Raw genomic sequence first — 22,564 nt, 5'->3', positions numbered from 1 at the left:
GAACATGGCCAGGATCTACGAAACCAGACAGGGCGACACCTACGACATCATCGCCTACCGGGTCTACGGCTCGGAGCAGCGCGCCATGGACATCGCCCAGGCCAACCCCGTGCACATGGACACGGTGTTCTTCCGGGCAGGGGTGGCCCTCCTGCTGCCCGAGATCGCCCCCGGAGAGGCCGACCAGCCGTCGCCGCCCTGGAGGAGACGCTGATGCGCCGCGCCCGCCTGACCGTCCTCTACGGTGGGAAGGACATCTCCTCGGACATCGCCCCGTACCTGGAGGGCTTCACCTACACGGACAACGCCCACGGCAAGGCCGACACCCTGTCCATCGACATCGAGGACACAAAGGGCCTCTTCGTCTCCGGATGGTGCCCGGAGAAGGGGGGAAGGATCGAGGCCGTCATCACCTGCGAGGACTGGTTCGCTGCGGGCGACAGGCTGACCATGCACTGCGGTTCGTTCGAGGTGGACCAGGTTGGCTTTTCCGGCCCGCCGGACATCCTGAGCATCGACGCCGTGTCCGCCGCCACCACCTCCAGCATCCGGCGGGAGAAGAGGACCAGGGCCTACGAGAACACCAGCCTGGAGGCCATCGCCGGGGACATCGCCAGGCGTCAGGGCCTCGAGCTGGTCTACGAGAGCTCCGACACCATCGCGCTCACCCGGGTGGACCAGCGCGGGCAGAGCGACCTTGAATTCCTGCAACGCCAGGCCGAGGCCCATGGGCTCAAGCTCAAGGTCACCGACGACAAGCTGGTGCTCTTCGATGACGAGGAAGCCGACGCCAGGCCGAGCTCCTTCACCATTCGGCGCGGCGACCAGAGCCTTGTCCGCTACCGCTTCCAGACCCAGAGCCACGACACCTACGACGGGGCCAAGGCCACGTACTGGAGCCCCGAGGAGAAGGAACTCTATGCCGTGGAGTCCGCCCCGAAGAAGCCCCCGCAGGGCACGGGGCAGACCCTCTCTGTGAACGAGCGCTTCGAGAGCCGCGAGGCCGCCGAAAAGCGGGCGGCCAAGCGCCTGCGCTCCAAGAACAAGGGCGGCACCTCCGGGACGATCACCTACAAGGGCCACCCGGGCATCCAGGCCGGGCTCAACGTCACCACGTCCGGCTTCGGCAAGTTCGACGGCAAGTATTCCATCGAGACCGTCCGGCACGCCATGAACCGTCAGGGCGGCTACGTCACCACCCTGGAGATCAAGCAGGCCGTGGCCAGGGACGGCGGGGAAGCCGACGATTCCCCGAAGTTCACCGCCCAGGAGCGGGAGCTCTACGCCGTGGAGAAGTCCCCGGCCAAGGCGTCCACGTCCTCCGCCAAGGCCAGGGCAGCCTCCCCCCGGGCCGCGCAGGATCAGGGCAGCCAGCCCCAGACCGCGCAGACCGGACAGCAGGCCGCCCCGGTCCCGTCTGGCCAGCAGTCCCAGGCCACGGAGCGCATGAAGACCCCGAGCGAAATGGCCGCCGACCCCAAGAGCAGGGATGCCGGCGTGAAGCAGCGCTACCAGGAGGCCGTGAAGTCCGGCGACACGGCCAAGGCCGAATCCTGGAGGAAGTACGCCGCCCAGAAAGGAATCTCGGTGGAATGATGAGCCTCGCCGACATCCATAGCCGCCTGGACCTCCTGGAGTCCTGCCTGGCCCACGTGATCCGCGTGGGAGTGGTGGCCTCCACGGACCCCGCCGCGGGCACGGTGCGCGTGCGCTTCCACGACGCGGACGCGATGGTCTCCTACCACTTCCCCGTGCTGCAGCGCAAAACTCTCAGGGACCAGGACTACCACATGCCCGACATCGGCGAGCACGTGGCCTGCGTGTGCCTGGGCAACGGCCTGGAGCAGGGCGTGTGCCTGGGAGCCATCTTCTCCAGGCAAGACCAACCCCCCGTGGCCGACCAGGACAAGCGCCACGTCCAGTTCGAGGACGGCACCTGGTTCCAGTACGACCGCCGCGCCCATCGCCTCTCGGGCGAGATCGCGTCGGGCGAGGTGGTGCTCAAGGTCGGCGGGGGCGTCTCCCTCACCCTCACCGGCGGGGCCTGCGTGCGGATCGAGGGGGATTCCAGCCTCGTCTTCGGCGGCCGCCTGGACGTGGTGCTCGACGGCGAGGTGGACGTGGATCTGCGCGAGAAGGTGCGCGTGCGCCGCCTCAAGGAGCTGGAGAGCTGGACCACGGCCCCGGTGATTGCCCATCCCTACGAACCCCTGGAGGGCCTCGAGGCCCCCAAGACCCCGGAGAAGTAGATGCTCGGCACCTTCGGCGACGTCACCTTCGAGGTGAGCGAGGAGCGCGTCCGCTCCTGGCAGGACTTCAGGCGCACCGGCAAGGCCCGCTGGGCCGCCCACGAGCTGGTGCAGGACAAGCCCGTGCTCCAGTACGTGGGGCCGGACCTGGAGGAGATTTCCTTCACGGTGGCCTTCGGAGTGTCCCAAGGCCTGAATCCGGCCGTGGAGATAGACGCGCTGCGCAGGATCCGGGATGCCGCCGAACCCCAGATGCTGGCCATCGGCGGGCATCCCGTAGGCAAGTTCGTCCTGGAGGCCCTGGAAGAGGCGCACAAATACCACGATAACCAGGGGCGCTTGTACTTCGCGGAGGTGGGCCTCTCCCTCAAGGAATACCACGAGCGGGGCCAGGAGCCCAAATACCGCCAGGGCCTCTCCGGAGTGACCAGCCTGGCCGACGACGCCCAGGTGCTGCCCTGGCAGGTGGCTGACGCCGCCGATGGCGTGGTGGACGTGCCCGAGGAGGCCGTGGATCAGGTGGCCGCCGTCGCCGAAGACGCAGGGGGAGGCTTCCGCTCCAAACTGGCCAAGGCCGCCGCCGGGCTCCAGAAGGCCGCATCCCTGACGCAACAGGGCCTCCGGATGCTGGACCTGAATCCCGCCGAAATCTCCGGCCTGGCCGGGAAGAACCCGGCCCAGGCCGTCTCAACCGTGCTGGGCAAGGCGCAAAGCCTGCCCTTGGGGGACGCCAGGGCGGCCCTGAACAAGACCCTGGGGCCGGACATGGCGGCTGCGGCCGAGAAGTACATGGGGCGCGCCAGGGAGGTTGCCGACGTGGCCAGGCACGCCGACCTCGGCTGGCTGCCCGGCGTGAACCCGGACACCGCCCTGGGCGACGTGGGCGTGAGCCGCGCCGCCTCCATGGCGGGCAAGCTGGCGAGCACAGCCTCCAAGGCGGCCGTCCTGGCCAGGATCAACATCTGATGGCCAGCGTCAGGGATTTCACCCAGGCGAGCGAGTTCGACATCCTGGGCGGCCCGCTCGGCCCGGTGGAGATCGGGGCTTTGGGCGTGCGGGGGGTCATCCAGAACGTGCGGACCATCCTGGCCACGGTGCGGGGCACCGTCCCCCTGGATAGGACCTTCGGCATCGACGACACCATCGTGGACACCCCGGCCCCCGTGGCCCAGGCCAGGCTCACCGGCGCGGTGATCGAGGCCGTGGAGCGCTGGGAGCCGAGGGTCAAGGTGGTGAAGGTCACCTGGGTGCGGCTCGACAACTCCGAAACTGCGGACGGGCGCATGGTCCCCCGCGTGAGGGTGAAAATCCGTGGCACTGTCTGAACTTCCCGCCATCTCCTTCACCGACACCGACGCCGCCCGCGTGGAGGCGGAGGTCATCGGCGCGTATGAGGCCATCACTGGAGCCACCCTCTACCCGGGCAACCCCGTGCGGCTTTTCCTCGAGGCCCTGGCGTACACCATCGCCCAGCAGCGGGTGGTCATAGACTACACCGGCAAGCAGAACCTGGTGCGGTTGGCGGACGGCGCGTTCCTGGACCATCTGGGCGCGTTCACCAACGCCGTGCGCCTCTCTGCCCAGCCAGCCAGGACCACGGTGCGCTTCACCCTGGCCGCCGCCCTGGGCACCGTGCTGGCCATCCCGGAGGGGACCCGGGTCACCCCGGACGGCAAGACCTACTTCGCCACCACCCGCGCGGCCGAGGTGCCCATCGGGGGACTGGCCGTGGACGTGGAGGCCGCCTGCACGTCCACCGGCAGCTCGGGCAACGGCTTCCTGCCCGGACAGATCAACCGCATGGCGGATCTCGTGGACGGTGTGGTCAGGGCCGTGAACGTCACCATGTCCGCAGGCGGGGCCGACCAGGAGGCCGACGTCAAGTTCCGTGAGCGGGTGCAGCTCTCGCCGGAGCGCTTCTCCACCTGCGGCCCGCGCGACGCCTATCGCTATTTCGCGCTCTGCGCCCACCAGGACGTCACGGACGTGGCCGTGGTGTCGCCCGCGCCCGGCCGCGTGAACGTCCATCCCCTGATGGCCGGAGGGGCCATGCCCACGCCCGAGGTGCTGGCGGCCGTGTCCGCGCTCCTGCGCGAGGAGTCCGTGCGCCCGCTCACCGACATGGTGGGCGTGCTGCCCCCCGTGCCCGTGACCTATGACGTGACCGTCACCTGGACCCTGGGCGGGTCCTCCTCCGGGATCGCGGCGGCCGTGGCCGAGCTGGTGGAGCAGTCCGTGGAGGAGTTCGTCACCTGGCAGCGCGCGGTGCTGGGGCGCGACGTGAACCCCACGCGGCTCTCCACCCTGATCGAGCAGGCCGGGGCCAAGCGCGTGGTGCTGACCGCCCCGGAGTTCCGGGTACTTGCGCCCGAGGAGCTGGCCGTGGCCGGAAACGTGAGCGTGGTCTACGGCGGGATCGAGGGGGACTAAGTGGACCAGTACCTGGCCGACACCCCGCTCATCGACCTGTTGCCGTCCTCCATCAAGAATGATCCGTCCATGGCGGCCGCTGCCGCCGCCTGCCAGCCGGAGCTTTCGGCCGTCGTGGCCGAGACGCCGCGCGTGCTGGTCTACCACAACCTGGAGGGCCTGCCGGACGCGGTGCTTTCTCTGGTGGCCTGGGGCTGGCACGTGGACGGCTACGACCTGCTCGCCACCCGCGCCGAGCGCCTGGGCGTGGTGCGCCGCTTCTTCGACTACCACCGCTTCAAGGGCACCCGAAAGGGGTTCGAGCTGTACTTCGAAACCTTCCTCAAGCGGGACCTGCTGGCGGCCTCGCCTCCGCACAAGAGCTTCCTTGGGGCTTCCCTCACCGCATCCGAGCGCGCGGCCTTCGAGGCACCGCACCCCGAGGTCCGGGTCTATCCTTTCCGCCACGGCGGGCGGAAGGAGTTCTCCTTCCCTGGCGACTTCCTGGGGGCGTTCTGGCCGGGCCGCTCCGACGCGCTCCTGCGCATCGGGGACCAGGTGGCACTCTTCGACCCGCTCACCGGGGAGGAGACCGCCCTGGACAGCCTGGAAACCGCCCGGGACACGGTCCAGGGCCTTGCCGTTTCGAGGACGCCCGTGCGCCTGCGCGGCAAGGCCGGGCGGGGGCTTTGCTGCGGCCGGTTCCTGACGGGCTTCACGGCAGACCTGGGCGCGGCCTCGCGCCTCTACGAGATGGACCTCGCCGTGGGCTACGCGGACGAGGTCGAGCGCCGCAGACCGCTCTCCATGCGCCCGTCGCTCGAACCCGTGCGCCTGGGCTCGGACGTGGTGGCCGCGCCAGGGACTGCCAGCCCGTTCGCCCTGTTCCCCGGCAACCGCTGGACCGAGGTCTATCCCGAGCGCGGTGGGCGCGTCCTGGCCAGGGTGTTTCCGGTCAGGTCCGGGGCGGGTGACCGCATCCACCGCCGCACCAGGCTTTTCGACCCCGCCCGCGTGGTGTTCCCGCGCAGCGCCTCCGGCACGTTCGCCGGCGCTTTCCGCCTGGGGCAGCTGCCGCCCCACACGGCGGAGATCGCCGTGGACATGCTGCGCAAGGCCCCGGCCCGGGCCATGTTCTGCGGCACGTTCGCTGGCGGGCACGCCAGCGCCCTGGGCGTGGGGGAGTGGGTGGCGCTGATGCTTCGCGTGGGGCGCATGGCCTCGCGGTTCTCGGACAAGGTCCTCGTTTCGATCACCAACCGCAAGCCCTTCCGGGCGAGCTCCGGCCTGCGCGCCGGAGACGCCCGCGCGGGCGAATACCGTCTGGAGGTTCTCAGATGATCCATTCCGTGCTCTACCGCGACCGCCAGGAGGTCCAGGCCGCCGACCTGAACCGCTCGCAGGAGTTCGTCGACGCCTCTTTCCAGGCCCTGATCCTGGACGCCATCACTGCCGAGCGGATGTTCACCGGGCTCACCGTGACCATGAAGTCGGCTGTGGAGCTGGAGATCGCCCCGGGCCGCCTCTGGGTGGGGGACCAGGGCAGGATCTACGAGAAGGCCGCCGCCGAGGTCCTCTCGGTGTTCTCCTACCTCCCGGTGCAGGACACGCGCTGGCTCTGCCTCTCGGTCCTCGGGCAGGGGCAGGAGACTGACGTGCAGCCGCGCGATTTCCTGATCGACCTGCAGTCGGGGCAGACCGAGCCCCGCGCCGTGGCCATGGAGACCGCGCGCGTGGCCGTGCTGCACGTGACCGCCGGGCTCGAGTCCTCCGACCCCCAGAAGCCCGTTGCTCCCACGGGCTACACCACCGTGGCCATGGCGCTCCTGAACCCCTCGGGGATCGTCGAGGTGCAGCAGGCCGAGAACCGCCGCCTGATGCGCCTGTTCGAGACCTGGCAGGGCATGCGCGCCAACGCGGCCTGGATCGCCGAGGCCTCGCCCAAGCTCTCCTCCCTGATGTCGGACATGGCCAGCCTCGCGGCTGCGGTGAAGGCCCAGCAGGTGGCAGGGCTGGTCACGGGCCTGGCCGCCGAGATCGCGCTCATCCGCGACAGGCTGCAGCTGCCCGCGACCTACGCCGAGTACGAGGCCGACAACTTCCTGGACAGGCTCAAGTCCGACACGGCCGACCCTGGCTTCCGCGCGCTGGTGATGATGGGCGTGCGCTTTCCCTGGGACGGCCAGACCGAACAGCAGCTCTCGCTCTTCAACCCCTACGACACGGCGGTGAGGAACTTCGAGGGGCTCCTGCTGCCCGCGCACGGCCTCGCGGCGCGCCTCAAGCTCTCCGGGATGTCCGGCGAGCTGCCGCTCTCCCAGTACCAGTACCAGACCGTGACCACCCGCGAGCTCACCCGGGTGCGCCGCCGCACGATCTACTCGCCCACCATGCGCTGGTGCACCAACGGGGCCTACTGGGGCGCGCAGGACGCCGGACGGGTCATCGAGGACGTGTTCGAGGGCGAGGTCCCGGCAGGGGTGACCCTGGGCGACTCCCGCTATCACGAGGATGTGTTCCTGGGCGGGGAGCCCGGGCACCTGATCTACGACTCCAGCGACGTGTGGGTGCACACCTGGGAGGAGAACTACTGGGTCACGGATTCGCAGACCAACTCCATCAACGGCAGCGTCAACGCCCAGACGTTCTTGAACTCCCAGAACGGCTGGCTGCGCAAGGTCGGGCTCACCTTCACGCGCAAGGCCGCCGAAGGGGCGGTGACGCTTCTGGTCACCGACACCCTGAACGGCCTGCCCAACCTGGAGCGCGTCCTGGGCCGGGCCGTGGTCAACCCAGCCGACATCCGCATCAACCCGGAGGAGACGCTCTTCGAGTTTCCCCAGCCCGTGTTCCTCTCCCCGGGCCGCCGCTACGCCCTGGTCATCGTCACCGGCGGGGCACACTACGTGGCCCTGGTGGCGGGCACCCAGTACAGCCAGGGCACGCTGTTCTACTCGACCGACGGCGAGTACTTCCAGGGCGATTTCACCAAGGACCTGATGATGAGCCTCTACTACGCTTCGTTCGCCAACCCGCGCACCGTGGTGGACCTGGAGCCTGTGTCCCTGGCCGGGGGCATCGCCGCGTTCGACGTGCTGCACGAGATCATCCAGCCCGACGCCACGTCGCTGGTGCTCGAATACCAGCCCGCAGGCTCCAGCGAGTGGCTGCCCATCCAGCCCGGGAGCACGCAGGGCCTGCTGGGCCTGCCCGCCATGTGCAGGCTGCGCGCCGTGTTCAACGGCAGCGGGGACATCATGCCCTGCCTGGGGCTGGCCGGATCGAAGTTCCGCGCGTCCCGCCCGGCCCAGACGTTCAGGCACGTGAGCGCCGCCCGGGTCCTGACCGGGGCCTCGGACGAGGTCGAGGTGATCCTGCGCCTGGAGGGCTGGGACCAGGCGCGCCACACCTGCGCGGTCAAGCTCCTGGTGGGGGAGACCGCGCACGACGGCACGGTCACGGACGTGGACCTCGGCAACGACACCATCCGCCGCACGGTGCGGTTCACCCCGCCAGCCACCTCGACCTACCGCATCCGCATCGACGGGACCACGGACACGCCCCTCAAGTGCTACCACGTGGCCCAGCGCATGGACGTGGCGCAGTAAGGAGCCCCAACATGCTCGACCTCGAAAACTATGCGTTCCGGGAGGGGCTGACCCCCCTTTCGGCAGAGGAGCTGAACAGGCGATTCTACGCTCTGGTGCGCCGCCTGCACGACCTGGAAACCCTGCGCGTGAACTGGGACGCGGCCGTGGCCGAGGTGCAGGCCAAGGGCGTGCAGCGTATCGACGAGGCCGTGCGCCCTCTGCTGGACGCCTTGTCCCTGGACCTCCAGGGCCTGGTGGAGCGCGGCGAGCAGGATCTGGAGAGCCAGGCCCTGGCCGTGGCCGCGAAGCTGGACGAGGTCGAGGTGCGCATGGCCCAGGCCGAGGCCCGGTTCTCGGGCATGAACGGCGAGATCGAAACGCGCCTGGCCGCTGCCGAGGCAGAATTCGCGCAGATGACCCAGTCCGGGGAACTCTTGGTCACGCAGCCGGAGATGGAGGCGGGCATCCTCTCCATGACCCGCGACATGTGGGCGGGGATGGTCCTGTACCTCTTTACCGCCAGCATACCGGTCCTGGCCGATGGCCTGCCCGCCGGATTGGAACTGGACGGGGCTGTGGCCGATCTTGCCGTGTATCCGCGGCTCATGCGCATCTGGTGCGGGGCGGCAACGAACGCCACGGCAGCGAACTGTTACCGGTGCACCGCGGGTGGCGCGCGCGACGCGGCCGGAGGGCACATCAAGCTGCCGGATTTGCGGGGCGAATTCCTGCGCTGCTGGGACCACGGGCGGGGGGTGGATTCGGGGCGCGCCCTGGGCAGCGCGCAGGCGGCGGACAACGCCCCGCACAGCCACGGCGTCGATCCGCCAGCCACCTATTCCCAGGCGGGCGGGGTGCACCGCCACCAGCAGGCGCCGCACCTTGAGACGCAATTCCCGGGCGGCGGCGCCGTCACCGGCGGACAGGGCGTCGGCAACAACGCCACGGCCTACACCGAGTACAGCGCCGAACACCAGCATCTGGTGGATATCCAGGCATTCACGTCCGGCTCGCAAGGCACCGAGGGCCGGCCGAGGAACGTGGCGGCCATGGCCGTCGTGCTCGTCTAGGGGGGACAATGGATAACATCGTTCTGCATCATTACGCTCACGACACCGGTGTTTATCTCGGCAGCGCCCAGTGCCCGCCCAGGCCCAGGGGAGTGGGGTTGCCCGCGAACAGCACGCTCGATCCCCCGCCTGACGGAGTCCCGGACGGGCACGTGGCCCGCTGGACCGGCGAGGGATGGGAGGTGGTTCCGGCGCCCGGCCCGCCTCCGCCCCTGTACGGCTACGACGAGTCCGGCATCTGCACCGGGCCGCTGCTCCCCGGCCAGCTTCCGGAGCGTGCCACGGAGCTGCCGCCTCCCGATCCGGAGCCGGGGGCCGTTGCCGTGTGGGACGGCCAGGCCTGGTCTGTCGTGGAGGACCACCGGGGGCGGGATCTCTATTCCACCGTGGACGGGAGCGCCGTTGTCATGAACGCCATCGGGCCGGTTCCGGAGGGGTTCACGCTCAAACCCTTCCCCGGGACGGGGTGGGCCTGGTCCGGGGACGACTGGACGCCGGACCTGCCGACGGCCCGGGCAACCCGGTGCTCCGAGGTGGACACCCTGCGCGACTCGCTGCTGCGGTCCGGGTATGCCTTTGAGTTCGGGGGAGAGCCCCACGCGCTCCAGACGCGCGGGGAGGACGACCGGCTCAACTGGCTGGGGGTGCTCGCCGCCTGCCAGGCCATGGTCGCCGCTGGCCAGGGGGAGGCGCTTCTTTCGATCCGCACTGCCGCCAACGACACTCTGGCCGTGCCCGCCGCCGGGCTCGCGCAGGTGCTTCTCGGCGCGCTGGCGCACCAGTCCGCGATCTACGCGGCCGCATGGGCCCACAAGGACGCCATCCGCCTGATGGGCGAGGACTCCGGCGGCGTGACCGCCGTGCTGGGGTACGACATCACCACCGGCTGGCCGGGCTAGCCGCCCGCCGCGCCTTCACTCCAGGAGACCCGCGCCCGGCATGTCCGGGAGCGGGTCCAGCAGTTCCCGGCCCTCGTGCTTGGGCGAGTTCACCAGGGTACCCACCCTGTACGCGTGCATCCCGGGCCACTCGCGCGGCTCGAGGATGTTCCGCAGCGCGTCCGCCCGCGTGGTTCCGGGATCCAGCCAGCGGGCGTCGTCGCCGGGATCGACGATCACGGGCATGCGGTCGTGGATCCCGGCCACCAGGGAGTTGGCCTGGCAGGTGAGGATGGCCACGCTCTCCAGCAGTCCGCCCTGCGGCCCCTCGTGGTGCTCCCAGATCCCGGCCAGGGCCAGCACGCCCCCGTCCTCCCTGGTGAGAAACCAGGGTTGGCGCCTGCCGTTCTCGCTGCTCCATTCGTAGAACCCCTGGGCCGGGATCAGGCAGCGCCGGTAGCGCATGGCCGCCCGGAACGCCGGCTTCTCGGCGGCCGTCTCCGCGCGGGCGTTGATCATCTTGTAGCCGATGGCCGTGTCCTTGGCCCAGGAGGGCACCAGGCCCCACTTGAAGAGCCTCATCCCGCGCCCGGCGGGCGTGGGCGTCACGGCCTCCACCATCTGGCCAGGGGCGATGTTGTAGCGCTCCGGCGCGTCGGGGATCTCCTCGAGGCCGAAGCGCTCCTTCAGGCGCTTGCGCGGCAGGCCAAGGGCGAAGCGTCCGCACATGGGCTGTCTCCTTTTCTTTCCGTGTTTCCTGCCTAGCACGGCGCGCCGGGAAAATCACTCGGGGATGCAAAGACTTGGCTGGACTTTCTGTAGTGCAAAAAGCACCACTGTAAGTATAGCCTTGCCAGCTTTGGAGCGTCCTGCTAGACGACGGACATGGACACCACCCGAAACACCCCTGGAGTCGAGGTCCTCGGATTCAGGCCCGAGGTCATCCTCGAACTGCCGCTTCTGCTGGAGAGCGTCCCGGCCGGGTTTCCGTCCCCGGCCGAGGACTACATCGACAAGCACCTGGACCTGAACGAGCACCTGGTCCGCCATCCGGCCTCCACCTTCTTCGTGCGCGCCACGGGCGAGTCCATGGCCGGGGCGTCCATCCAGCCCGGGGACATCCTCGTGGTGGACCGGGCGCTTCAGCCGGTCAGCGGCCGCGTGGTAATCGCGGCCGTGGACGGCGAGCTCACGGTCAAGCGCCTGCGCGTCAGGGGCGCGCGCGTGTTCCTCGAGCCCGCCAACCCTTCGTTCAAGCCCCTGGAGGTCTCCCCCGAGTCCGACTTCGAGGTCTGGGGCGTGGTCACCTACGTCATCCACAAGGCCTGAGCCGTGGCCCTCTTCGCCCTGGTGGACTGCAACAATTTCTACGCCTCCTGCGAGCGCGTGTTCGCCCCACACCTGGCCACGCGGCCCGTGGTGGTGCTGACCAACAACGACGGCTGCATCATCGCCCGCTCCCCCGAGGCCAAGGCCCTGGGCTTCAAGATGGCCGAGCCCGAGTTCCAGGCCCGGGCCAGGCTCAGGCGCCACAACGTGGCCGTGTTCTCCTCCAACTACGCCCTCTACGGGGACATGTCCGTCCGGGTAATGGCCACCCTGGCGGAGTTCACCCCGAGGATGGAGGTCTACTCCATCGACGAGGCCTTCCTGGACATGGCCGGGCGGCCCGGCGAGCTGGCCCGGCACGCCGCGCGGATCCGCTCCGAGGTGCGCAGGCGCACGGGCATCCCTGTCTCCATCGGCGTTGGCCCGACCAAGACCCTGGCCAAGGCCGCCAACAAGCTGGCCAAGAAGCGCCCTGAGCTGGAGGGCGTGCTGGTGCTGCCGGAAGAGGAGGAGAGGGCTGGGCTGCTGGCCGGGCTGGACGTGGAGGACGTCTGGGGCATCGGCCACCGCCACGCCAGGAGGCTCAAGGCCCGGGGCGTTGCCACCGCGTGGGACTTCTCGCGGCTTTCGCGTGACTGGGTGCTCAAGAAGATGACCGTGGCGGGCCTGCACACGTGGCTGGAACTCAACGGCGTGTCCTGCATCCCCATGGAGCTGGCCCCCAGGCCCAAGCAGACAATCGTGTCCTCGCGTTCCTTCGGGCGGCCCGTGACCGGCCGCGAGGAGATGGTCGAGGCCATGTCCCGCCATGCGGCCCGGGCGGCGGAGCGCCTGCGCGGGGAGAAAGGGGTGGCGTCCTCGCTGCTGGTGTTCATCCAGACCAACAACTTCATCGAGGGCGAACCGCAGTACTGGGCCAGCCAGAGCCGCGCCCTGAACCCGGCCACGTCGCACACGGCGGAAATCGTGCGCGCAGGGCGAGAAGTGCTGGAGCGGATCTTCCGGCCGGGCTTCCGCTACAAGAAGGTGGGCGTGATGCTCTCGGGTATCGAGGCCGAGGGCGCGGCCCAGTATTCGCTGCTGCGCGAGCCGGACGAGCGGGGCGCGCGGCTCATGGAGGCCCTGGACAGGGTGAACGCCAAGTGGGGCAGGGAGACTCTTTTCCCGGCCTCCGTGGGCACCAGGCGCGCCTGGAGCATGAAGCAGAACTTCAGGTCGCCCAGATACACCACGGTGTGGGGGGAGCTGGCGGGGGCGAGGTTGTGATGATCCTTCTGGGCTGCTTGAGAGTCTTCACCTTTGACTGGTCGGGAATTTGAACAATTTCCCAATAATCATGGGATTCTTGGGGTTTTGGGCTTTGACACCGGCACGCCCTGTATTATCAGGACAAATCGTGGTGAAAATGAGAACCAGGAGGATCGGTCCATGGATAAGCATGTCTATTGGTTCGGGAGCAGGGTGAAAGGACTGCACGGTAATTCTCCCGGAACCTGGGTGGCGGAAGGACCTTTCCCCTCTGATGATATTGCCAAACGGGAACGGGAGCTCGCAAAGGCCCCGGACATTGATGTGACTCCGTGTTTTGTGGCTCCCTCTGAAGAGGAGGCTTTGGAGAGGATCAAATGGATGGGTTGATTGAGCGACTATTGAGGGTCTTTGGGCACGACGCGTTGCGGAGCAGGAGAACCCTGGCGACAGCTCTCAAGATACTATAATCAAAGGAGGTGTTGCAATGGTGAAAACAGTGATTCGTAAACCCGGCTGTCAAGCCGCCCTAGTTGCGATTGGTTGGGTCGCATTCGTATTGGGTGTCTTGCTTAAAGTAAAATACCTGTATGTTTCGCTCTTACTACTCGCTGTCGCTAGGGTCCTGCCCAAAGCCTCTCAAAGTTTTTATATCACTTAATCGAACTTGCGTTGGAGTGTTTGGATCACTCCAGCCACCACCGCATCGAAATTCTGTCGCAAATCATGCTCCCAGATACGGATGACAACCCATCCGGCCGATGAGAGTTGCCCGGTGACCAGAGTGTCGCGGGCGACATTACGCGATATCTTGGCTTCCCAGAACTGTTGATTCGTTTTCGGCTGCCGGAAGTGGAGTTGTTGACGCTGATGTTATACGCACGACTGGTTAGTTGACTTATGGAAGTGTTTGCCTGTTGCTGGAGGGAACGGTAATTGGAGGTTGCCGTAAAACATTATCTCTGAACCACGATTGCGTGTTCTGTGCGCAGAATAACATATCGAAAAATCCTCAGCACTTTCATTCTTGTATATGTCTATAATTTCATGTGTTCGATCATATGTTACAATCCAAGGGTGTGCCAAGTCTTTGATAATGGAGGCGACTGAAACATGGTCATCGTGAGAGTAGGAGTTTTTGTAAAGTAAGTCTCCTTTTTTGTAGTATGGCGGATCAAAGTATATGAGCGATTTCTTTGGAAGGTCGTGTTGAATGTTGTTGATTAGTTCGATTGCGTCAGAGTTGTATATGCTAATTCGATTCTTATATTTTGAAATTAACTCAATTCTTTCAATCAGGTTGTCTTTGTTGAATCTGGCGTCAATTTTGTAAGGACCATTTTGATTCTTTCCACCGATAACCCCTCCCTGCAAAATACCTGAACGATTTGTTCTGTTTAAGAAGAAAGTCGAAAAAGCAATATCAAAAGTACTGAAATTGTCTGGTTTATTTTGAATCAATTTCTGTGTATGCCACTCTGATATAGTCACGCGAGTGCTTTTAATTCTATCAATGAAGTCGTTTGGATAATGTATGATTGTATGCCAGAAAGAGTAGATACATTTGTCAATGTCATTGATGACAATGTGGCGAGCAAACCCTTCGAGTAGTAACGTTAAGGCAACGGCTGCTCCGCCAGCATAAGGTTCAACATAAGTCCCATCATGAAGTCGATTTGACCGGAAAATCTCCTTGATAAATGGGGCAAGTTTGCCCTTGCCGCCTGGATAGCGAAGCGGAGTGTAGAATGGTGAGATAGGCATGGGGAGATGGGTAGCAGGAAGTTGTGTGGCTGGCCAGCCTCATTTTGACCAACAACACAAGACGAAAAATTCAATATTGTCCCAGAACATGCAGAGAATTTGAGGGGTTGGGGCATAGTTAGCGTTATGAACCCATTGATTTAAGGTGTGGGCAGACAGAATTTCCTCGCTGTTATTTGTTTTATTGAGAATTTCAAGCTGTTTGTTTGTAATGTGGTTGTTCGACTTTAGGTGGTTAGCTGCTAGTTTAATTTTTTCATAGAGTTTATCCTTGTCGCAGGGTATCGAGTGTTTGTTTAGATAGTAATTCACTCCAAATTCTATTGTCAACCTTAATAGAACTCCAGCTGCATTGGGTGAATTTCTGACATCTATCTTCCTTGAGAGTTCATGGGCAATGTTCCATGCCTTCGTTTCTGTTCTAGGAATGCTGAGACTTGATCTGGGAGGAATGAGTCTCTTCCTGTCCCATGTCGGTTTTATCAGGTGCCGGGATGGATTTTGTTTAGTTGAGGGCGTGGAGTCGGATTCCTGTGTCGGTAAAGTACTGCTTGTTGAATTTGTTACTGTTTCAGATGAAGAACTGGAAGTTGTAGTTAGTGATTTCGGTGTGGGAGGGGTTATTCCTGGGCGTGCCAATAGATTGGTTATGTAGTTCTGTCTATTGTCTTTGTAGTAAATGTCGTCAACTTTGTACCCTCCGTTGACAAAGTCATGAATAATCTCTCTCAAAATCGGGATTAACTCTGAGTTTGTCGTGCTGAATTCCCAGTTTGATCCGTTCCATTTAATGTATAATTTATTCTGTACATCTGAGTCTTGAAATAGTCGCTGTATGTTTGTGATCGGTGCAGATTCAGTTTCGGTAATGCCATTTTCCCGGGCAAAATTAAGAATTTCACGAGCAAGTTTGTTTTCAACTGTTCCGCCGGCAGCTTCACGAACATTGTCCTTTGCTCTGGCATCCCATCGGACTTGCCCGATACCTTCTTGTTCTCCCGCATGAGTAAGAACCATGTATTCGAAAATATGTTCTTCGTCAGATGTTATGCAGTTAATTGAACTTGGTATGTTGCCAAGATGATAATACTTTTCTCTAATTGTTTGGAACTTTTGGCGATATGCTTCTGGTGCTTCTGCTGGATTGTTCAATAATTTGAGTGCTGTAACTCTTCTGTTGCCATCTTTAACAATCCAGTAGCCATCGTTTGAATTAGATACAACTATTGGGTCTGGCGACAATCCTCTTGATGCAATGTCCCGTGCGATAGCTTCAAGTTTTGGGCCACGTTCCTTGTTAAGCATCATTGCAATGCAATCTGATTGGCTTTCAAGTGGACCAAGTCTGTAGTTTGTTTGATCAAGGAGAAGATCCATGACGGGGATTGGTCCAGTGTCAGAAAAGTGTTTGCGCATTAATTGTCCTTTCCTTGTGTATCGTTAGAAGGTTGCCGTTTCGTCAAGCTCTAGCTTGTTGAGTTTGTCAAAAGTTCATTTAATGACTTGGGCGTTGCCTTCTAATCATAGTTTGATATTAATTATTGGATTAATCACTTTTGTTGTGTGAAATCGCAACATGCTCTTTCCCTGCCACATGGCGGCATCGGTCCCCGGCCGGGTTTGTGGCGGCTTCAACTGATGTCATCAACGCTCAGCGAATCTCTTCGGCTGAGACCTCTGCCTTACGTGTCACTCAAACCAGCGACTCCGCCTGTACACAGTCATGATAGTGCAATGAAGACATTATCGTTTTGCGCGGAATTTTTGTGACTCAATATCATTGCACTATATACATTCCGAGTTCCTCACAACAGGGCCTGGCCCTGCCGCACCATCCCGGGCGGTGGCGAGGGCCGCAACCACTGCCCGGGCTACTTGGTGTCGTACGGCGCTTCCGGCTCCTGAACGGAGTAGAGCGGCCTGGGTTCGTTCAGTTGAGGGCTGAGTGCGCGCAGCGAAGCCATGATCGCCTCGCGGACCTCCTCGTCTTTCGCGCCGTGAGCCGCCATGAGGGCCGCGATGCGTTCGGCTCTCGTCACGACAGGGTCAATCGTCAGGTCGTTCGATTTTGTTTCGGCTGAACCGGATACTCCCACCTCATCCCGAAACATCGCTCCTTCACCCAGCAATAGCCAGTTGGCGTTCACCCTGAGTTCTCGAACCCACCGCTCAAGTACATCCAGGCGAGGTTGCGACTCGCCCGTTTTATACTTTGAAAATGTCTGCTTCACGATGCCGCCAACCCTGGCCAGCTCCTGGTCCTCAATCTGGAGAGCATGGGCGAGTTGCTCGAGTCTTTCTTTGAAGTCTGGCAAGGGAGCTCCAGAAAAAATGTTGACTGGTAACTGAAATTTAGTTACCGGATCACTCAATGAATCTGCTGAAACCGACTTCACCAAAAAACCTATTCCGAGGGGACCTTATGCCAAGCCCTGTTGATTTGTCTCCCCTTTGCGATGCCTTCGCCCCGTTCGCCGCTGTCCTTTCACGGCACGGCCTCACTGGCCGCAAACCCTACAGCCAGGAAAAGAACCAGGTCCTCCCGAATGGCGAGCGCAAGATGGTCAGCGCTCTTCTTCATCACTCGCAAAGGTTCGAGGACTCCGTAGCCGTGTACCTCCGCAAGTACGAGTCCCCGCTGATCGAGGGCGACTTTCTCCCGATCCTCACTGTCTGGCGAAGCGATGAGGAAATGGACCGTCCCCTCACTCCAGCCATCCTGGACGGCATCCTGAAACGTCCGGCCGACTTCGAGGCAGGGATATTCTAATGCCCGCCGCCATCGCTCCTGTGCTGGTTTCGCCTATAGAGGCCGTGCTTGGCGTTGGAATCAAGCTCCCTGTTCTCGCCGTAGGCAAGCCTCTCCAGTTCATCTCGCAAGCGGTCCAGCGCCTCCATCGCCCGCAAGGCTCTTCTGTTGGCCACGCTCGTGAGGGGGTATGCCTTGCCAACCTCGACAAAGAGGTCGTTGGTCATATCCCGCGCCGCCAGGAGCTTGTCTCCATAGAACCTGTGCTGGTCCAGGGTGAAGCCTGTTTTCCGCTTGCCAGCCATACGCTTCTCCATGAGGTTTCACGATGAAAGCAAACACAGTGACTGACCGACCCTCTCCTTCATCCGGTGATCGCGATCCTGCAACCTTCTCACTGCTGAGCTGCGTTGGAGGCTTCGTCTGCCTCAAGTGCGGCCAGTATCTGCCGGACAAGACCCGCTGCTCCTGCTTTGGGAAGGCCCAGGCAGATGGGAACACCGCCAACGCGGAAGCCGATCCGGATGGTTCCGTTATCCAAGAGGGCTGCACCCGCATCGTCTGCCATGACAGTTGAGTTAAGCAATAACGGTGCGAGCCGCGGCATGTCGGCGGCGAGTTGCCTTCCGTCGCTTTTGCCACGGGTGTCCAGCCAGGCCTGCAGGAGAGCCATGGCGAAAGGGGGAATCTGGGTGGACGGGAGCAGGAGGGAGGCGCGGTTCTCGGGATTGGACGCCTCAATCAGGACGATATCGCCGTCGGGAGACTTGGCGAGATCCACTGTCTCAGCCAATGTGGCTTTTGCCGCTCTGGCATATTCCAGCCATGCTTTCCTGATGTCATCGTCCATTGTGTCCTCAAGTGAGCCCGACAGGCATGCGCTTGTCTTGTGAGGTTATGCTATGGAATCGACTTTCCCTGATAACCTAACTGATTTATCCCGGGAAGAAAAGCTCCAGATTTTCCTTTCCCGCTCCGGCCTGACCTTTAAGGCCATCGGCGCGCGTCTCGACATGTCCGGCACGGCCGCGGCCAAGCTCTGCCGGGGCGAGACCATACCCACGCGCCGCCACGCCGAGATCGTGGCCCTGGGCATCCCCCCCGAGCTCCTGCCGCGCCCCGAGGACATCAAGCCCGGCCCCAAGTCGCGCCGGGCCCGGCTCGAACCCGGGGCCACCGCTGCGGCCTGAATCCGGCCACATTGCCGTCTAGCGCCCGGCCACGCCCAACACCACGCTAAACCGCCGCGAGGTTTCGCATGAAGCCGTACCCGTCGATCACCTCGATCCTGCACAACCTGGTCCTGCGTTCGCCCTCGGGCATCCCCGCCCAGTCCATCGCGGACCTGCTCTGCTGGCGCTACGCCACCATGATGAGCGAGCTCTCCGGCCAGCCCGGCCACAAGCTGGGCGCGGACCGCATCCTGCCGCTCATGGAGGTCACCGGCTCCGACGCCCCCCTGCATTTTCTCGCCCGTGAGCGCGGCGGGGTGTTCATCAAGCTGCCGCCCGTGGTGGACGGCCTGGCTCCGGTGCAGCAGCAGTGCCTTGTGGCCGTGCGCGAGTTCGGGGAGCTGGTGGGGGGCACGGCGGAGGCCCTGGAGGACGGCACGATCACGAAAGACGAGCGGGAGAGGATCCTGCGGGACGGCCACGAGGCGGTCACGGCCATCATGGGCCTGCTCAAGCTGGTGGGGCAGTAGCCGTGGCCTCCGTCATCACCCATCGCGAATGCGCCGGGCAGGCCCGGCTGGTGCGCGAGATCAAGGGCAGCCTGGACCGCGAGATGGAACAGGATCTGGGTCCGGAGCGCGTGGAGAAGGCCCGCAGGGCCGCCGTCAGGCTCTCCCGCGAGCTCAAGGTGCTTCAAACCATGTGCGCCCGGTGCAGGGCGTGAGGAGGCAGTGATGGAACAGGCAGCGCGTAATCCCATCACCATCGAGCCCGCGGTCAACGGGGTGATCTTCTCGGCCGGTGAGCGCAGGAAGGTGTTCGTGCTGGAGCCCGGCAGCCGCAGCAGGGCGGTGCATGACCTGCTCAAGGAAGTGGCCTCGGCCATGGCCGACGGCCTGGAGGTTAACGTCCAGGTGAGCGACCCCGTGGGCGTGGAGGACCTGGTCTCGACGCGGACCCCAAAGGTCAAGCTCAAGGAGCAGGACGTGTTCCTGGAGTTCGGCGTGCCGGTGAAGACCCTTCAGAGCTGGCGCCGCCAGGGACTCGGCCCCGCATACTCGAAGGTGGGTGCCAGCATCTATTACGACAGGCAGGAGCTCGAGAGCTTCTTCAAGCGTCACACCATCGCCACGACAGGAGGGGCCTAGCCATGCGCACCGCCGAGAATTTCGTCGATGATGCGCAGGCCGTTGCGCTGGTGTCCCGGGATGAGGTGGGCATAGCGCAGGGTCATTTCGATGCGTTCGTGACGCATCAATTCCTTCAGCTCCTGCAGGGTGACCTTGCCGGATTGGGCCAGCCAGGAGGCGTACGTATGCCTGAACGTGTGGAACACGACTTTCCGTCTGTTGTCCGTGACGCCCTCATTGAGCCTGAGCTTGTCGACGGCCCGGTTGAACGTCTCGCTGATGCCGTTGGTGATGGGGCCGCCCTCCCTGGACTGGAACACGTATTCCCCGGGCTTCCGTCCGTAGGCCTTGAGCATCGCGAGGATGTCCTCCCCGGCATGGACGAACTCAGGCTTCTTGGATTTGCCCATGAAATGAATGAGCCCGGCAGCCCGGTCGATGCCCTGGCCCTTGATGGAGAAGATCTCGGTCGAGCGCATCCCGGTCTTGAGGGAGAGCAGGGCCATGTCGTGGATCTGCCGCGACCTGCGGCGATTGAGTTCCTCGAGGAGCAACCTTGCTTCTTCAGGGGAAAGAAACCGCACGGCCGAGTTATCCGCCTTGGGCAGCTGGAAGGGACTTCCCCTGCTGACCGAGAACGGATTCGGGATCTGCAGCCCAAGCGTGGCAATGGCGTGGTTGACGGACTTCCTGACGAAACCGAACGAGTGGCGGATGCTCTGGGCGCTCAGCCGCTTGGACATCCGCCGCTTGAGCCGGGTGAGGATGTCCAGGCTTACGGCGGTGATGGGCAGAGCATCCAGGACGTCCTTCAGGTGATGGTCGTACCGGTTTTTGTCTTGGAGCGTGTTCTTGCCCTCGGCCTCCGCCCAGAGCAGGTATGCCTTGACCGCGTCGCCGACCGTGAAGGTGCGCTTCAAAGCCGGGTTCTTGCCCTGGGCCACCTCGAGGAGCAGTTGCTTGCGGACCTGGCTTGCGTAGGCGGCGCGGACGCCGCTGGAGTGGCGCCCGACGGTTTGCCAGCAGAGCTTGCCGGCGGCGTCCCGGTAGCAGACCGCGTACGTCCTGTCCGGAAGAGCGCCGGGGTTTTGTGCGCTGGACTCCCGGTAGAATACTCCCTCATACTTGGTTTTGAGGTACGGCCTATTCCTCATTGCCGATCAGTAGCCAATGGAAACTTTTCAGGCAATGCCGTTAACCATACGTTAACCAGGGAAAGACGAAGGGGTCACGATTATGCATCGCAACCCCTTGAAATCTATATGGCGGGCAGTACAGGATTCGAACCTGTGGCCTTTGGCTCCGGAGGCCAACGCTCTATCCATCTGAGCTAACTGCCCGCAGAGCCCGATTCAGTATGCCGGGCGGGCAGTCCTGTCAAGCGGGGCGAGCCATCACCATGGACGCGGCCTTCTTCCTGGTCTCGCGCCCCTTGGACACGCAGACCATGTTCCTCCCGCCGGATTTGGCCATGTACAGCGCCTGGTCCGCCTTGCGGATCAGGTCCTCGCGCTTGTCCAGCGACCCGGGGGTCAGGGTGCCCACGCCGATGGACGACGTGACGCGAAACGCCTTGTCCGCGAACCTGAACTCGCGCTGCTCGATCCTGCGCCTGATGCGCTCGGCCAGCACCCAGGCCTGGTCCTCGTTGGTCTGGGGCAGGATGATCACGAACTCCTCGCCGCCGTAGCGCGCCGCGAAGTCCGTTTCGCGGCAGGATTCTTCCAGGATGACGCCCACGTCCTTGAGCACCATGTCGCCGGCCTGGTGGCCGTAGGTGTCGTTGATGGCCTTGAAGTGGTCCAGGTCGAAGAGCAGGAGGCTCATGTCGTGGCGGTAGCGCTGGTGGCGCTTGAGCTCGTCCGCCAGCCTCTCGTCAAAGGATTGGCGATTGTGGATGCGCGTCAGACCGTCGTGGTCGGCCTTGGCCTTCACGTCGCGGTACATCATGGCGTTGCGCAGGGCCAGGGCCAGGTGGTTGCACGCGGCATTGAGCGAGGTGATCTGGTCCTTGCCCAGGCGCACGGCAGCAGCCTTGGCGATGGCCAGGCAGCCGAAGGCGCTCCCGGCGATCTTCAGGGGCAGGAGCATGGCCGTGTCCGGGCCGGGCTCGGGCACGCGGATGTCCGGGCGCGACTGGCAGAGCTGCTCCAGGGTGAAGGCCTCCACGGGGCCGCCCGCCAGCCTGGCGGCGTTGCCCAGCAGGTGCTCCACCCAGAGCTGCCTGGTGTGGGTATCCAGGTCGCAGGCCAGGAAGAGCTCCGCCTCCAGTCTGCCGCCTTCGCCCGGCTGCCAGAACACGCCCTGGAGCGCGGCCAGCGGGAAAAGCAGGTTCAGGTCCTCCTGGGCGTTGGCCAGGATCACGGCCGGGTCCAGCGACTGCGAGGCCCGGGCCAAAAGCGAATTCAGGAAAAGTATCTGGTCGGTCTTGCGGGCCAACAGCTCGCGCTCGAGCATGATCTCGCGGGTCATGCTGAAGATGTCGTCGTAGAGCCCGCGCACTTCCTTGGCCCTGAACACCGCGTCGCGGATCTTGTTTGCCGAGACGGGCGGCGTGAGCGCGGTCAGGAAGCCCAGCTCGAGGATCTCCTCGACGTCCGGGCCGTCGTGCGGCCCGTCGAGCACGAGCACGCGCTGCGTCAGCTCCCAGTCGCGCAGGTGCTTGCGGGAGGAGGGCGGCAGGGCGTTCCAGACCGAGAGCGTGATCCACACGGCCAGGGGGGTGGCCTTGTCCATGTCGCGCTTGGAGGGCAGGCCCGAGACGGGCCAGTTACGCACCTGGTAGCCGTTGCCCAGCGCCACTTCCACGGACTTGGCGAAACCTTCGTCGAGGCCCAGGCCCCAAATGAGATCAGGACGGTTCCCGCGTCGCATCGTATTCCTCCGGGTGTCGTGCTTCCGACGCACCGCCGGTTCCAATGCAAGATGCGGTCCATGCGGCACGGATTGCCGCGATCCGGCATGTTTGACTTCCAG

At 63.8% G+C, this 22,564-nt stretch carries 26 protein-coding genes and 1 tRNA gene; 17 read left to right on the top strand and 10 right to left on the bottom strand.

From position 1 onward, the window contains the following. Positions 1-4 precede the first annotated feature (4 nt). Genes ACZ5V4_RS01965 through ACZ5V4_RS01920 form a run of 10 tightly spaced genes read left to right on the top strand, consistent with a single transcriptional unit; the run spans position 5 to position 10,217 of the window. Positions 5-214, top strand: a complete 210-nt coding sequence (locus tag ACZ5V4_RS01965) for a tail protein X (RefSeq protein WP_464316501.1) — start codon at positions 5-7, stop codon at positions 212-214. Further along, a complete protein-coding gene (locus ACZ5V4_RS01960; protein ID WP_464316500.1) occupies positions 214-1,596 on the top strand; it encodes a phage late control D family protein in 1,383 nt (460 codons plus the stop codon). The genes ACZ5V4_RS01965 and ACZ5V4_RS01960 overlap by 1 nt, the downstream gene beginning before the upstream one ends. After that, a complete protein-coding gene (locus ACZ5V4_RS01955; RefSeq protein ID WP_464316499.1) occupies positions 1,593-2,249 on the top strand; it encodes a phage baseplate assembly protein V in 657 nt (218 codons plus the stop codon). The genes ACZ5V4_RS01960 and ACZ5V4_RS01955 overlap by 4 nt, the downstream gene beginning before the upstream one ends. Next, entirely contained in the window at positions 2,250-3,215 is a 966-nt protein-coding gene (locus ACZ5V4_RS01950) for a phage tail protein (RefSeq protein ID WP_464316498.1), read from the top strand. Further along, positions 3,215-3,574 (top strand): GPW/gp25 family protein, encoded by a 360-nt coding sequence (locus ACZ5V4_RS01945; protein ID WP_464316497.1) that lies wholly within the window; start codon positions 3,215-3,217, stop codon positions 3,572-3,574. The genes ACZ5V4_RS01950 and ACZ5V4_RS01945 overlap by 1 nt, the downstream gene beginning before the upstream one ends. Beyond that, positions 3,561-4,679, top strand: a complete 1,119-nt coding sequence (locus ACZ5V4_RS01940) for a baseplate assembly protein (protein WP_464316496.1) — start codon at positions 3,561-3,563, stop codon at positions 4,677-4,679. The genes ACZ5V4_RS01945 and ACZ5V4_RS01940 overlap by 14 nt, the downstream gene beginning before the upstream one ends. Then, positions 4,680-5,999: a phage tail protein gene (locus ACZ5V4_RS01935; protein WP_464316495.1), complete on the top strand. Its 1,320-nt coding sequence runs from the start codon at positions 4,680-4,682 to the stop codon at positions 5,997-5,999. It abuts the gene before it with no gap. Next, positions 5,996-8,266, top strand: coding sequence for a hypothetical protein (locus ACZ5V4_RS01930; RefSeq protein ID WP_464316494.1), 2,271 nt, complete (start codon positions 5,996-5,998; stop codon positions 8,264-8,266). The genes ACZ5V4_RS01935 and ACZ5V4_RS01930 overlap by 4 nt, the downstream gene beginning before the upstream one ends. Positions 8,267-8,277: 11 nt before the next feature. Then, the gene (locus tag ACZ5V4_RS01925) at positions 8,278-9,318 is read left to right on the top strand and encodes a zinc ribbon domain-containing protein (RefSeq protein WP_464316493.1); all 1,041 of its coding nucleotides are present in this window, start codon (positions 8,278-8,280) and stop codon (positions 9,316-9,318) included. A gap of 8 nt (positions 9,319-9,326) precedes the next feature. Next, the gene (locus tag ACZ5V4_RS01920) at positions 9,327-10,217 is read left to right on the top strand and encodes a DUF4376 domain-containing protein (protein ID WP_464316492.1); all 891 of its coding nucleotides are present in this window, start codon (positions 9,327-9,329) and stop codon (positions 10,215-10,217) included. 15 nt (positions 10,218-10,232) lie between these two features. Here the strand turns inward: ACZ5V4_RS01920 and ACZ5V4_RS01915 are convergent, their stop codons facing one another. Further along, positions 10,233-10,925: an SOS response-associated peptidase gene (locus ACZ5V4_RS01915; RefSeq protein ID WP_464316491.1), complete on the bottom strand. Its 693-nt coding sequence runs from the start codon at positions 10,923-10,925 to the stop codon at positions 10,233-10,235. 156 nt (positions 10,926-11,081) lie between these two features. Here ACZ5V4_RS01915 and ACZ5V4_RS01910 point away from each other — a divergent pair, with 156 nt between their 5' ends. Continuing rightward, positions 11,082-11,525: a LexA family protein gene (locus ACZ5V4_RS01910; RefSeq protein WP_464316490.1), complete on the top strand. Its 444-nt coding sequence runs from the start codon at positions 11,082-11,084 to the stop codon at positions 11,523-11,525. Positions 11,526-11,528: 3 nt separating this feature from the next. Then, the gene (locus tag ACZ5V4_RS01905) at positions 11,529-12,791 is read left to right on the top strand and encodes a Y-family DNA polymerase (protein WP_464316489.1); all 1,263 of its coding nucleotides are present in this window, start codon (positions 11,529-11,531) and stop codon (positions 12,789-12,791) included. Between the two features lie 639 nt (positions 12,792-13,430). Here ACZ5V4_RS01905 and ACZ5V4_RS01900 read toward each other — a convergent pair. The 4 genes from ACZ5V4_RS01900 to ACZ5V4_RS01885 all read right to left on the bottom strand — a co-directional run bounded on the left by ACZ5V4_RS01900 (position 13,431) and on the right by ACZ5V4_RS01885 (position 16,852). Further along, a complete protein-coding gene (locus tag ACZ5V4_RS01900) occupies positions 13,431-13,583 on the bottom strand; it encodes a DUF559 domain-containing protein (protein WP_464317801.1) in 153 nt (50 codons plus the stop codon). 63 nt (positions 13,584-13,646) lie between these two features. Next, the gene (locus tag ACZ5V4_RS01895; RefSeq protein ID WP_464316488.1) at positions 13,647-14,537 is read right to left on the bottom strand and encodes a DNA adenine methylase; all 891 of its coding nucleotides are present in this window, start codon (positions 14,535-14,537) and stop codon (positions 13,647-13,649) included. Positions 14,538-14,576: 39 nt separating this feature from the next. After that, the gene (locus ACZ5V4_RS01890; RefSeq protein ID WP_464316487.1) at positions 14,577-15,914 is read right to left on the bottom strand and encodes a ParB/Srx family N-terminal domain-containing protein; all 1,338 of its coding nucleotides are present in this window, start codon (positions 15,912-15,914) and stop codon (positions 14,577-14,579) included. 494 nt (positions 15,915-16,408) lie between these two features. After that, positions 16,409-16,852, bottom strand: coding sequence for a helix-turn-helix domain-containing protein (locus ACZ5V4_RS01885; RefSeq protein ID WP_464316486.1), 444 nt, complete (start codon positions 16,850-16,852; stop codon positions 16,409-16,411). A 56-nt stretch (positions 16,853-16,908) separates the two neighbouring features. Between ACZ5V4_RS01885 and ACZ5V4_RS01880 the strand changes: the two genes are divergently transcribed. Continuing rightward, positions 16,909-17,307: a hypothetical protein gene (locus ACZ5V4_RS01880; RefSeq protein WP_464316485.1), complete on the top strand. Its 399-nt coding sequence runs from the start codon at positions 16,909-16,911 to the stop codon at positions 17,305-17,307. On the opposite strand, the gene ACZ5V4_RS01875 is transcribed toward ACZ5V4_RS01880, so the two are convergent. Both ACZ5V4_RS01875 and ACZ5V4_RS01870 read right to left on the bottom strand, forming a co-directional pair. Next, positions 17,304-17,591 (bottom strand): hypothetical protein, encoded by a 288-nt coding sequence (locus ACZ5V4_RS01875; RefSeq protein ID WP_464316484.1) that lies wholly within the window; start codon positions 17,589-17,591, stop codon positions 17,304-17,306. The genes ACZ5V4_RS01880 and ACZ5V4_RS01875 overlap by 4 nt on opposite strands. A gap of 89 nt (positions 17,592-17,680) precedes the next feature. Next, complete coding sequence (locus ACZ5V4_RS01870; protein ID WP_464316483.1) at positions 17,681-18,136, bottom strand: hypothetical protein; 456 nt, start codon at positions 18,134-18,136, stop codon at positions 17,681-17,683. A gap of 163 nt (positions 18,137-18,299) precedes the next feature. Here ACZ5V4_RS01870 and ACZ5V4_RS01865 point away from each other — a divergent pair, with 163 nt between their 5' ends. The 4 genes from ACZ5V4_RS01865 (at position 18,300) to ACZ5V4_RS01850 (ending at position 19,606) form a co-directional block, all read left to right on the top strand. Further along, complete coding sequence (locus ACZ5V4_RS01865; protein ID WP_464316482.1) at positions 18,300-18,476, top strand: hypothetical protein; 177 nt, start codon at positions 18,300-18,302, stop codon at positions 18,474-18,476. Positions 18,477-18,544: 68 nt separating this feature from the next. Beyond that, positions 18,545-18,988: a phage regulatory CII family protein gene (locus ACZ5V4_RS01860; RefSeq protein WP_464316481.1), complete on the top strand. Its 444-nt coding sequence runs from the start codon at positions 18,545-18,547 to the stop codon at positions 18,986-18,988. A gap of 2 nt (positions 18,989-18,990) precedes the next feature. Next, positions 18,991-19,182, top strand: coding sequence for a hypothetical protein (locus ACZ5V4_RS01855; protein ID WP_464316480.1), 192 nt, complete (start codon positions 18,991-18,993; stop codon positions 19,180-19,182). A 10-nt stretch (positions 19,183-19,192) separates the two neighbouring features. After that, positions 19,193-19,606, top strand: a complete 414-nt coding sequence (locus ACZ5V4_RS01850; protein ID WP_464316479.1) for a helix-turn-helix domain-containing protein — start codon at positions 19,193-19,195, stop codon at positions 19,604-19,606. Here ACZ5V4_RS01850 and ACZ5V4_RS01845 read toward each other — a convergent pair. From ACZ5V4_RS01845 to ACZ5V4_RS01835, 3 genes are all read right to left on the bottom strand, one after another. Then, positions 19,603-20,742 carry a tyrosine-type recombinase/integrase gene (locus tag ACZ5V4_RS01845; protein ID WP_464316478.1) on the bottom strand — a complete coding sequence of 380 codons (1,140 nt, stop codon included), beginning with the start codon at positions 20,740-20,742 and terminating at the stop codon, positions 19,603-19,605. The two genes, ACZ5V4_RS01850 and ACZ5V4_RS01845, sit on opposite strands and share 4 nt — an antisense overlap. Before the next feature lie 109 nt (positions 20,743-20,851). Further along, positions 20,852-20,928, bottom strand: a tRNA-Arg gene (locus ACZ5V4_RS01840). Positions 20,929-20,965: 37 nt separating this feature from the next. After that, entirely contained in the window at positions 20,966-22,462 is a 1,497-nt protein-coding gene (locus tag ACZ5V4_RS01835) for a GGDEF domain-containing protein (protein WP_464316477.1), read from the bottom strand. Positions 22,463-22,564 lie beyond the last annotated feature (102 nt).

Source organism: Fundidesulfovibrio sp. YSD1, from assembly GCF_055397115.1.
This window is presented reverse-complemented; position numbering and strand designations above follow the sequence as displayed.

What these genes read in the sequence shown, in the direction of transcription:
- ACZ5V4_RS01965 (WP_464316501.1), top strand. Translation starts at nt 5, where the DNA reads ATGGCCAGGATCTACGAAACCAGACAGGGCGACACCTACGACATCATC.
- ACZ5V4_RS01960 (WP_464316500.1), top strand. Translation starts at nt 214, where the DNA reads ATGCGCCGCGCCCGCCTGACCGTCCTCTACGGTGGGAAGGACATCTCC.
- ACZ5V4_RS01955 (WP_464316499.1), top strand. Translation starts at nt 1,593, where the DNA reads ATGATGAGCCTCGCCGACATCCATAGCCGCCTGGACCTCCTGGAGTCC.
- ACZ5V4_RS01950 (WP_464316498.1), top strand. Translation starts at nt 2,250, where the DNA reads ATGCTCGGCACCTTCGGCGACGTCACCTTCGAGGTGAGCGAGGAGCGC.
- ACZ5V4_RS01945 (WP_464316497.1), top strand. Translation starts at nt 3,215, where the DNA reads ATGGCCAGCGTCAGGGATTTCACCCAGGCGAGCGAGTTCGACATCCTG.
- ACZ5V4_RS01930 (WP_464316494.1), top strand. Translation starts at nt 5,996, where the DNA reads ATGATCCATTCCGTGCTCTACCGCGACCGCCAGGAGGTCCAGGCCGCC.
- ACZ5V4_RS01925 (WP_464316493.1), top strand. Translation starts at nt 8,278, where the DNA reads ATGCTCGACCTCGAAAACTATGCGTTCCGGGAGGGGCTGACCCCCCTT.
- ACZ5V4_RS01920 (WP_464316492.1), top strand. Translation starts at nt 9,327, where the DNA reads ATGGATAACATCGTTCTGCATCATTACGCTCACGACACCGGTGTTTAT.
- ACZ5V4_RS01915 (WP_464316491.1), bottom strand. Translation starts at nt 10,925, where the DNA reads ATGTGCGGACGCTTCGCCCTTGGCCTGCCGCGCAAGCGCCTGAAGGAG.
- ACZ5V4_RS01910 (WP_464316490.1), top strand. Translation starts at nt 11,082, where the DNA reads ATGGACACCACCCGAAACACCCCTGGAGTCGAGGTCCTCGGATTCAGG.
- ACZ5V4_RS01895 (WP_464316488.1), bottom strand. Translation starts at nt 14,537, where the DNA reads ATGCCTATCTCACCATTCTACACTCCGCTTCGCTATCCAGGCGGCAAG.
- ACZ5V4_RS01890 (WP_464316487.1), bottom strand. Translation starts at nt 15,914, where the DNA reads ATGGATCTTCTCCTTGATCAAACAAACTACAGACTTGGTCCACTTGAA.
- ACZ5V4_RS01880 (WP_464316485.1), top strand. Translation starts at nt 16,909, where the DNA reads ATGAATCTGCTGAAACCGACTTCACCAAAAAACCTATTCCGAGGGGAC.
- ACZ5V4_RS01875 (WP_464316484.1), bottom strand. Translation starts at nt 17,591, where the DNA reads ATGGCTGGCAAGCGGAAAACAGGCTTCACCCTGGACCAGCACAGGTTC.
- ACZ5V4_RS01870 (WP_464316483.1), bottom strand. Translation starts at nt 18,136, where the DNA reads ATGGACGATGACATCAGGAAAGCATGGCTGGAATATGCCAGAGCGGCA.
- ACZ5V4_RS01865 (WP_464316482.1), top strand. Translation starts at nt 18,300, where the DNA reads ATGTCCGGCACGGCCGCGGCCAAGCTCTGCCGGGGCGAGACCATACCC.
- ACZ5V4_RS01860 (WP_464316481.1), top strand. Translation starts at nt 18,545, where the DNA reads ATGAAGCCGTACCCGTCGATCACCTCGATCCTGCACAACCTGGTCCTG.
- ACZ5V4_RS01850 (WP_464316479.1), top strand. Translation starts at nt 19,193, where the DNA reads ATGGAACAGGCAGCGCGTAATCCCATCACCATCGAGCCCGCGGTCAAC.
- ACZ5V4_RS01845 (WP_464316478.1), bottom strand. Translation starts at nt 20,742, where the DNA reads ATGAGGAATAGGCCGTACCTCAAAACCAAGTATGAGGGAGTATTCTAC.
- ACZ5V4_RS01835 (WP_464316477.1), bottom strand. Translation starts at nt 22,462, where the DNA reads ATGCGACGCGGGAACCGTCCTGATCTCATTTGGGGCCTGGGCCTCGAC.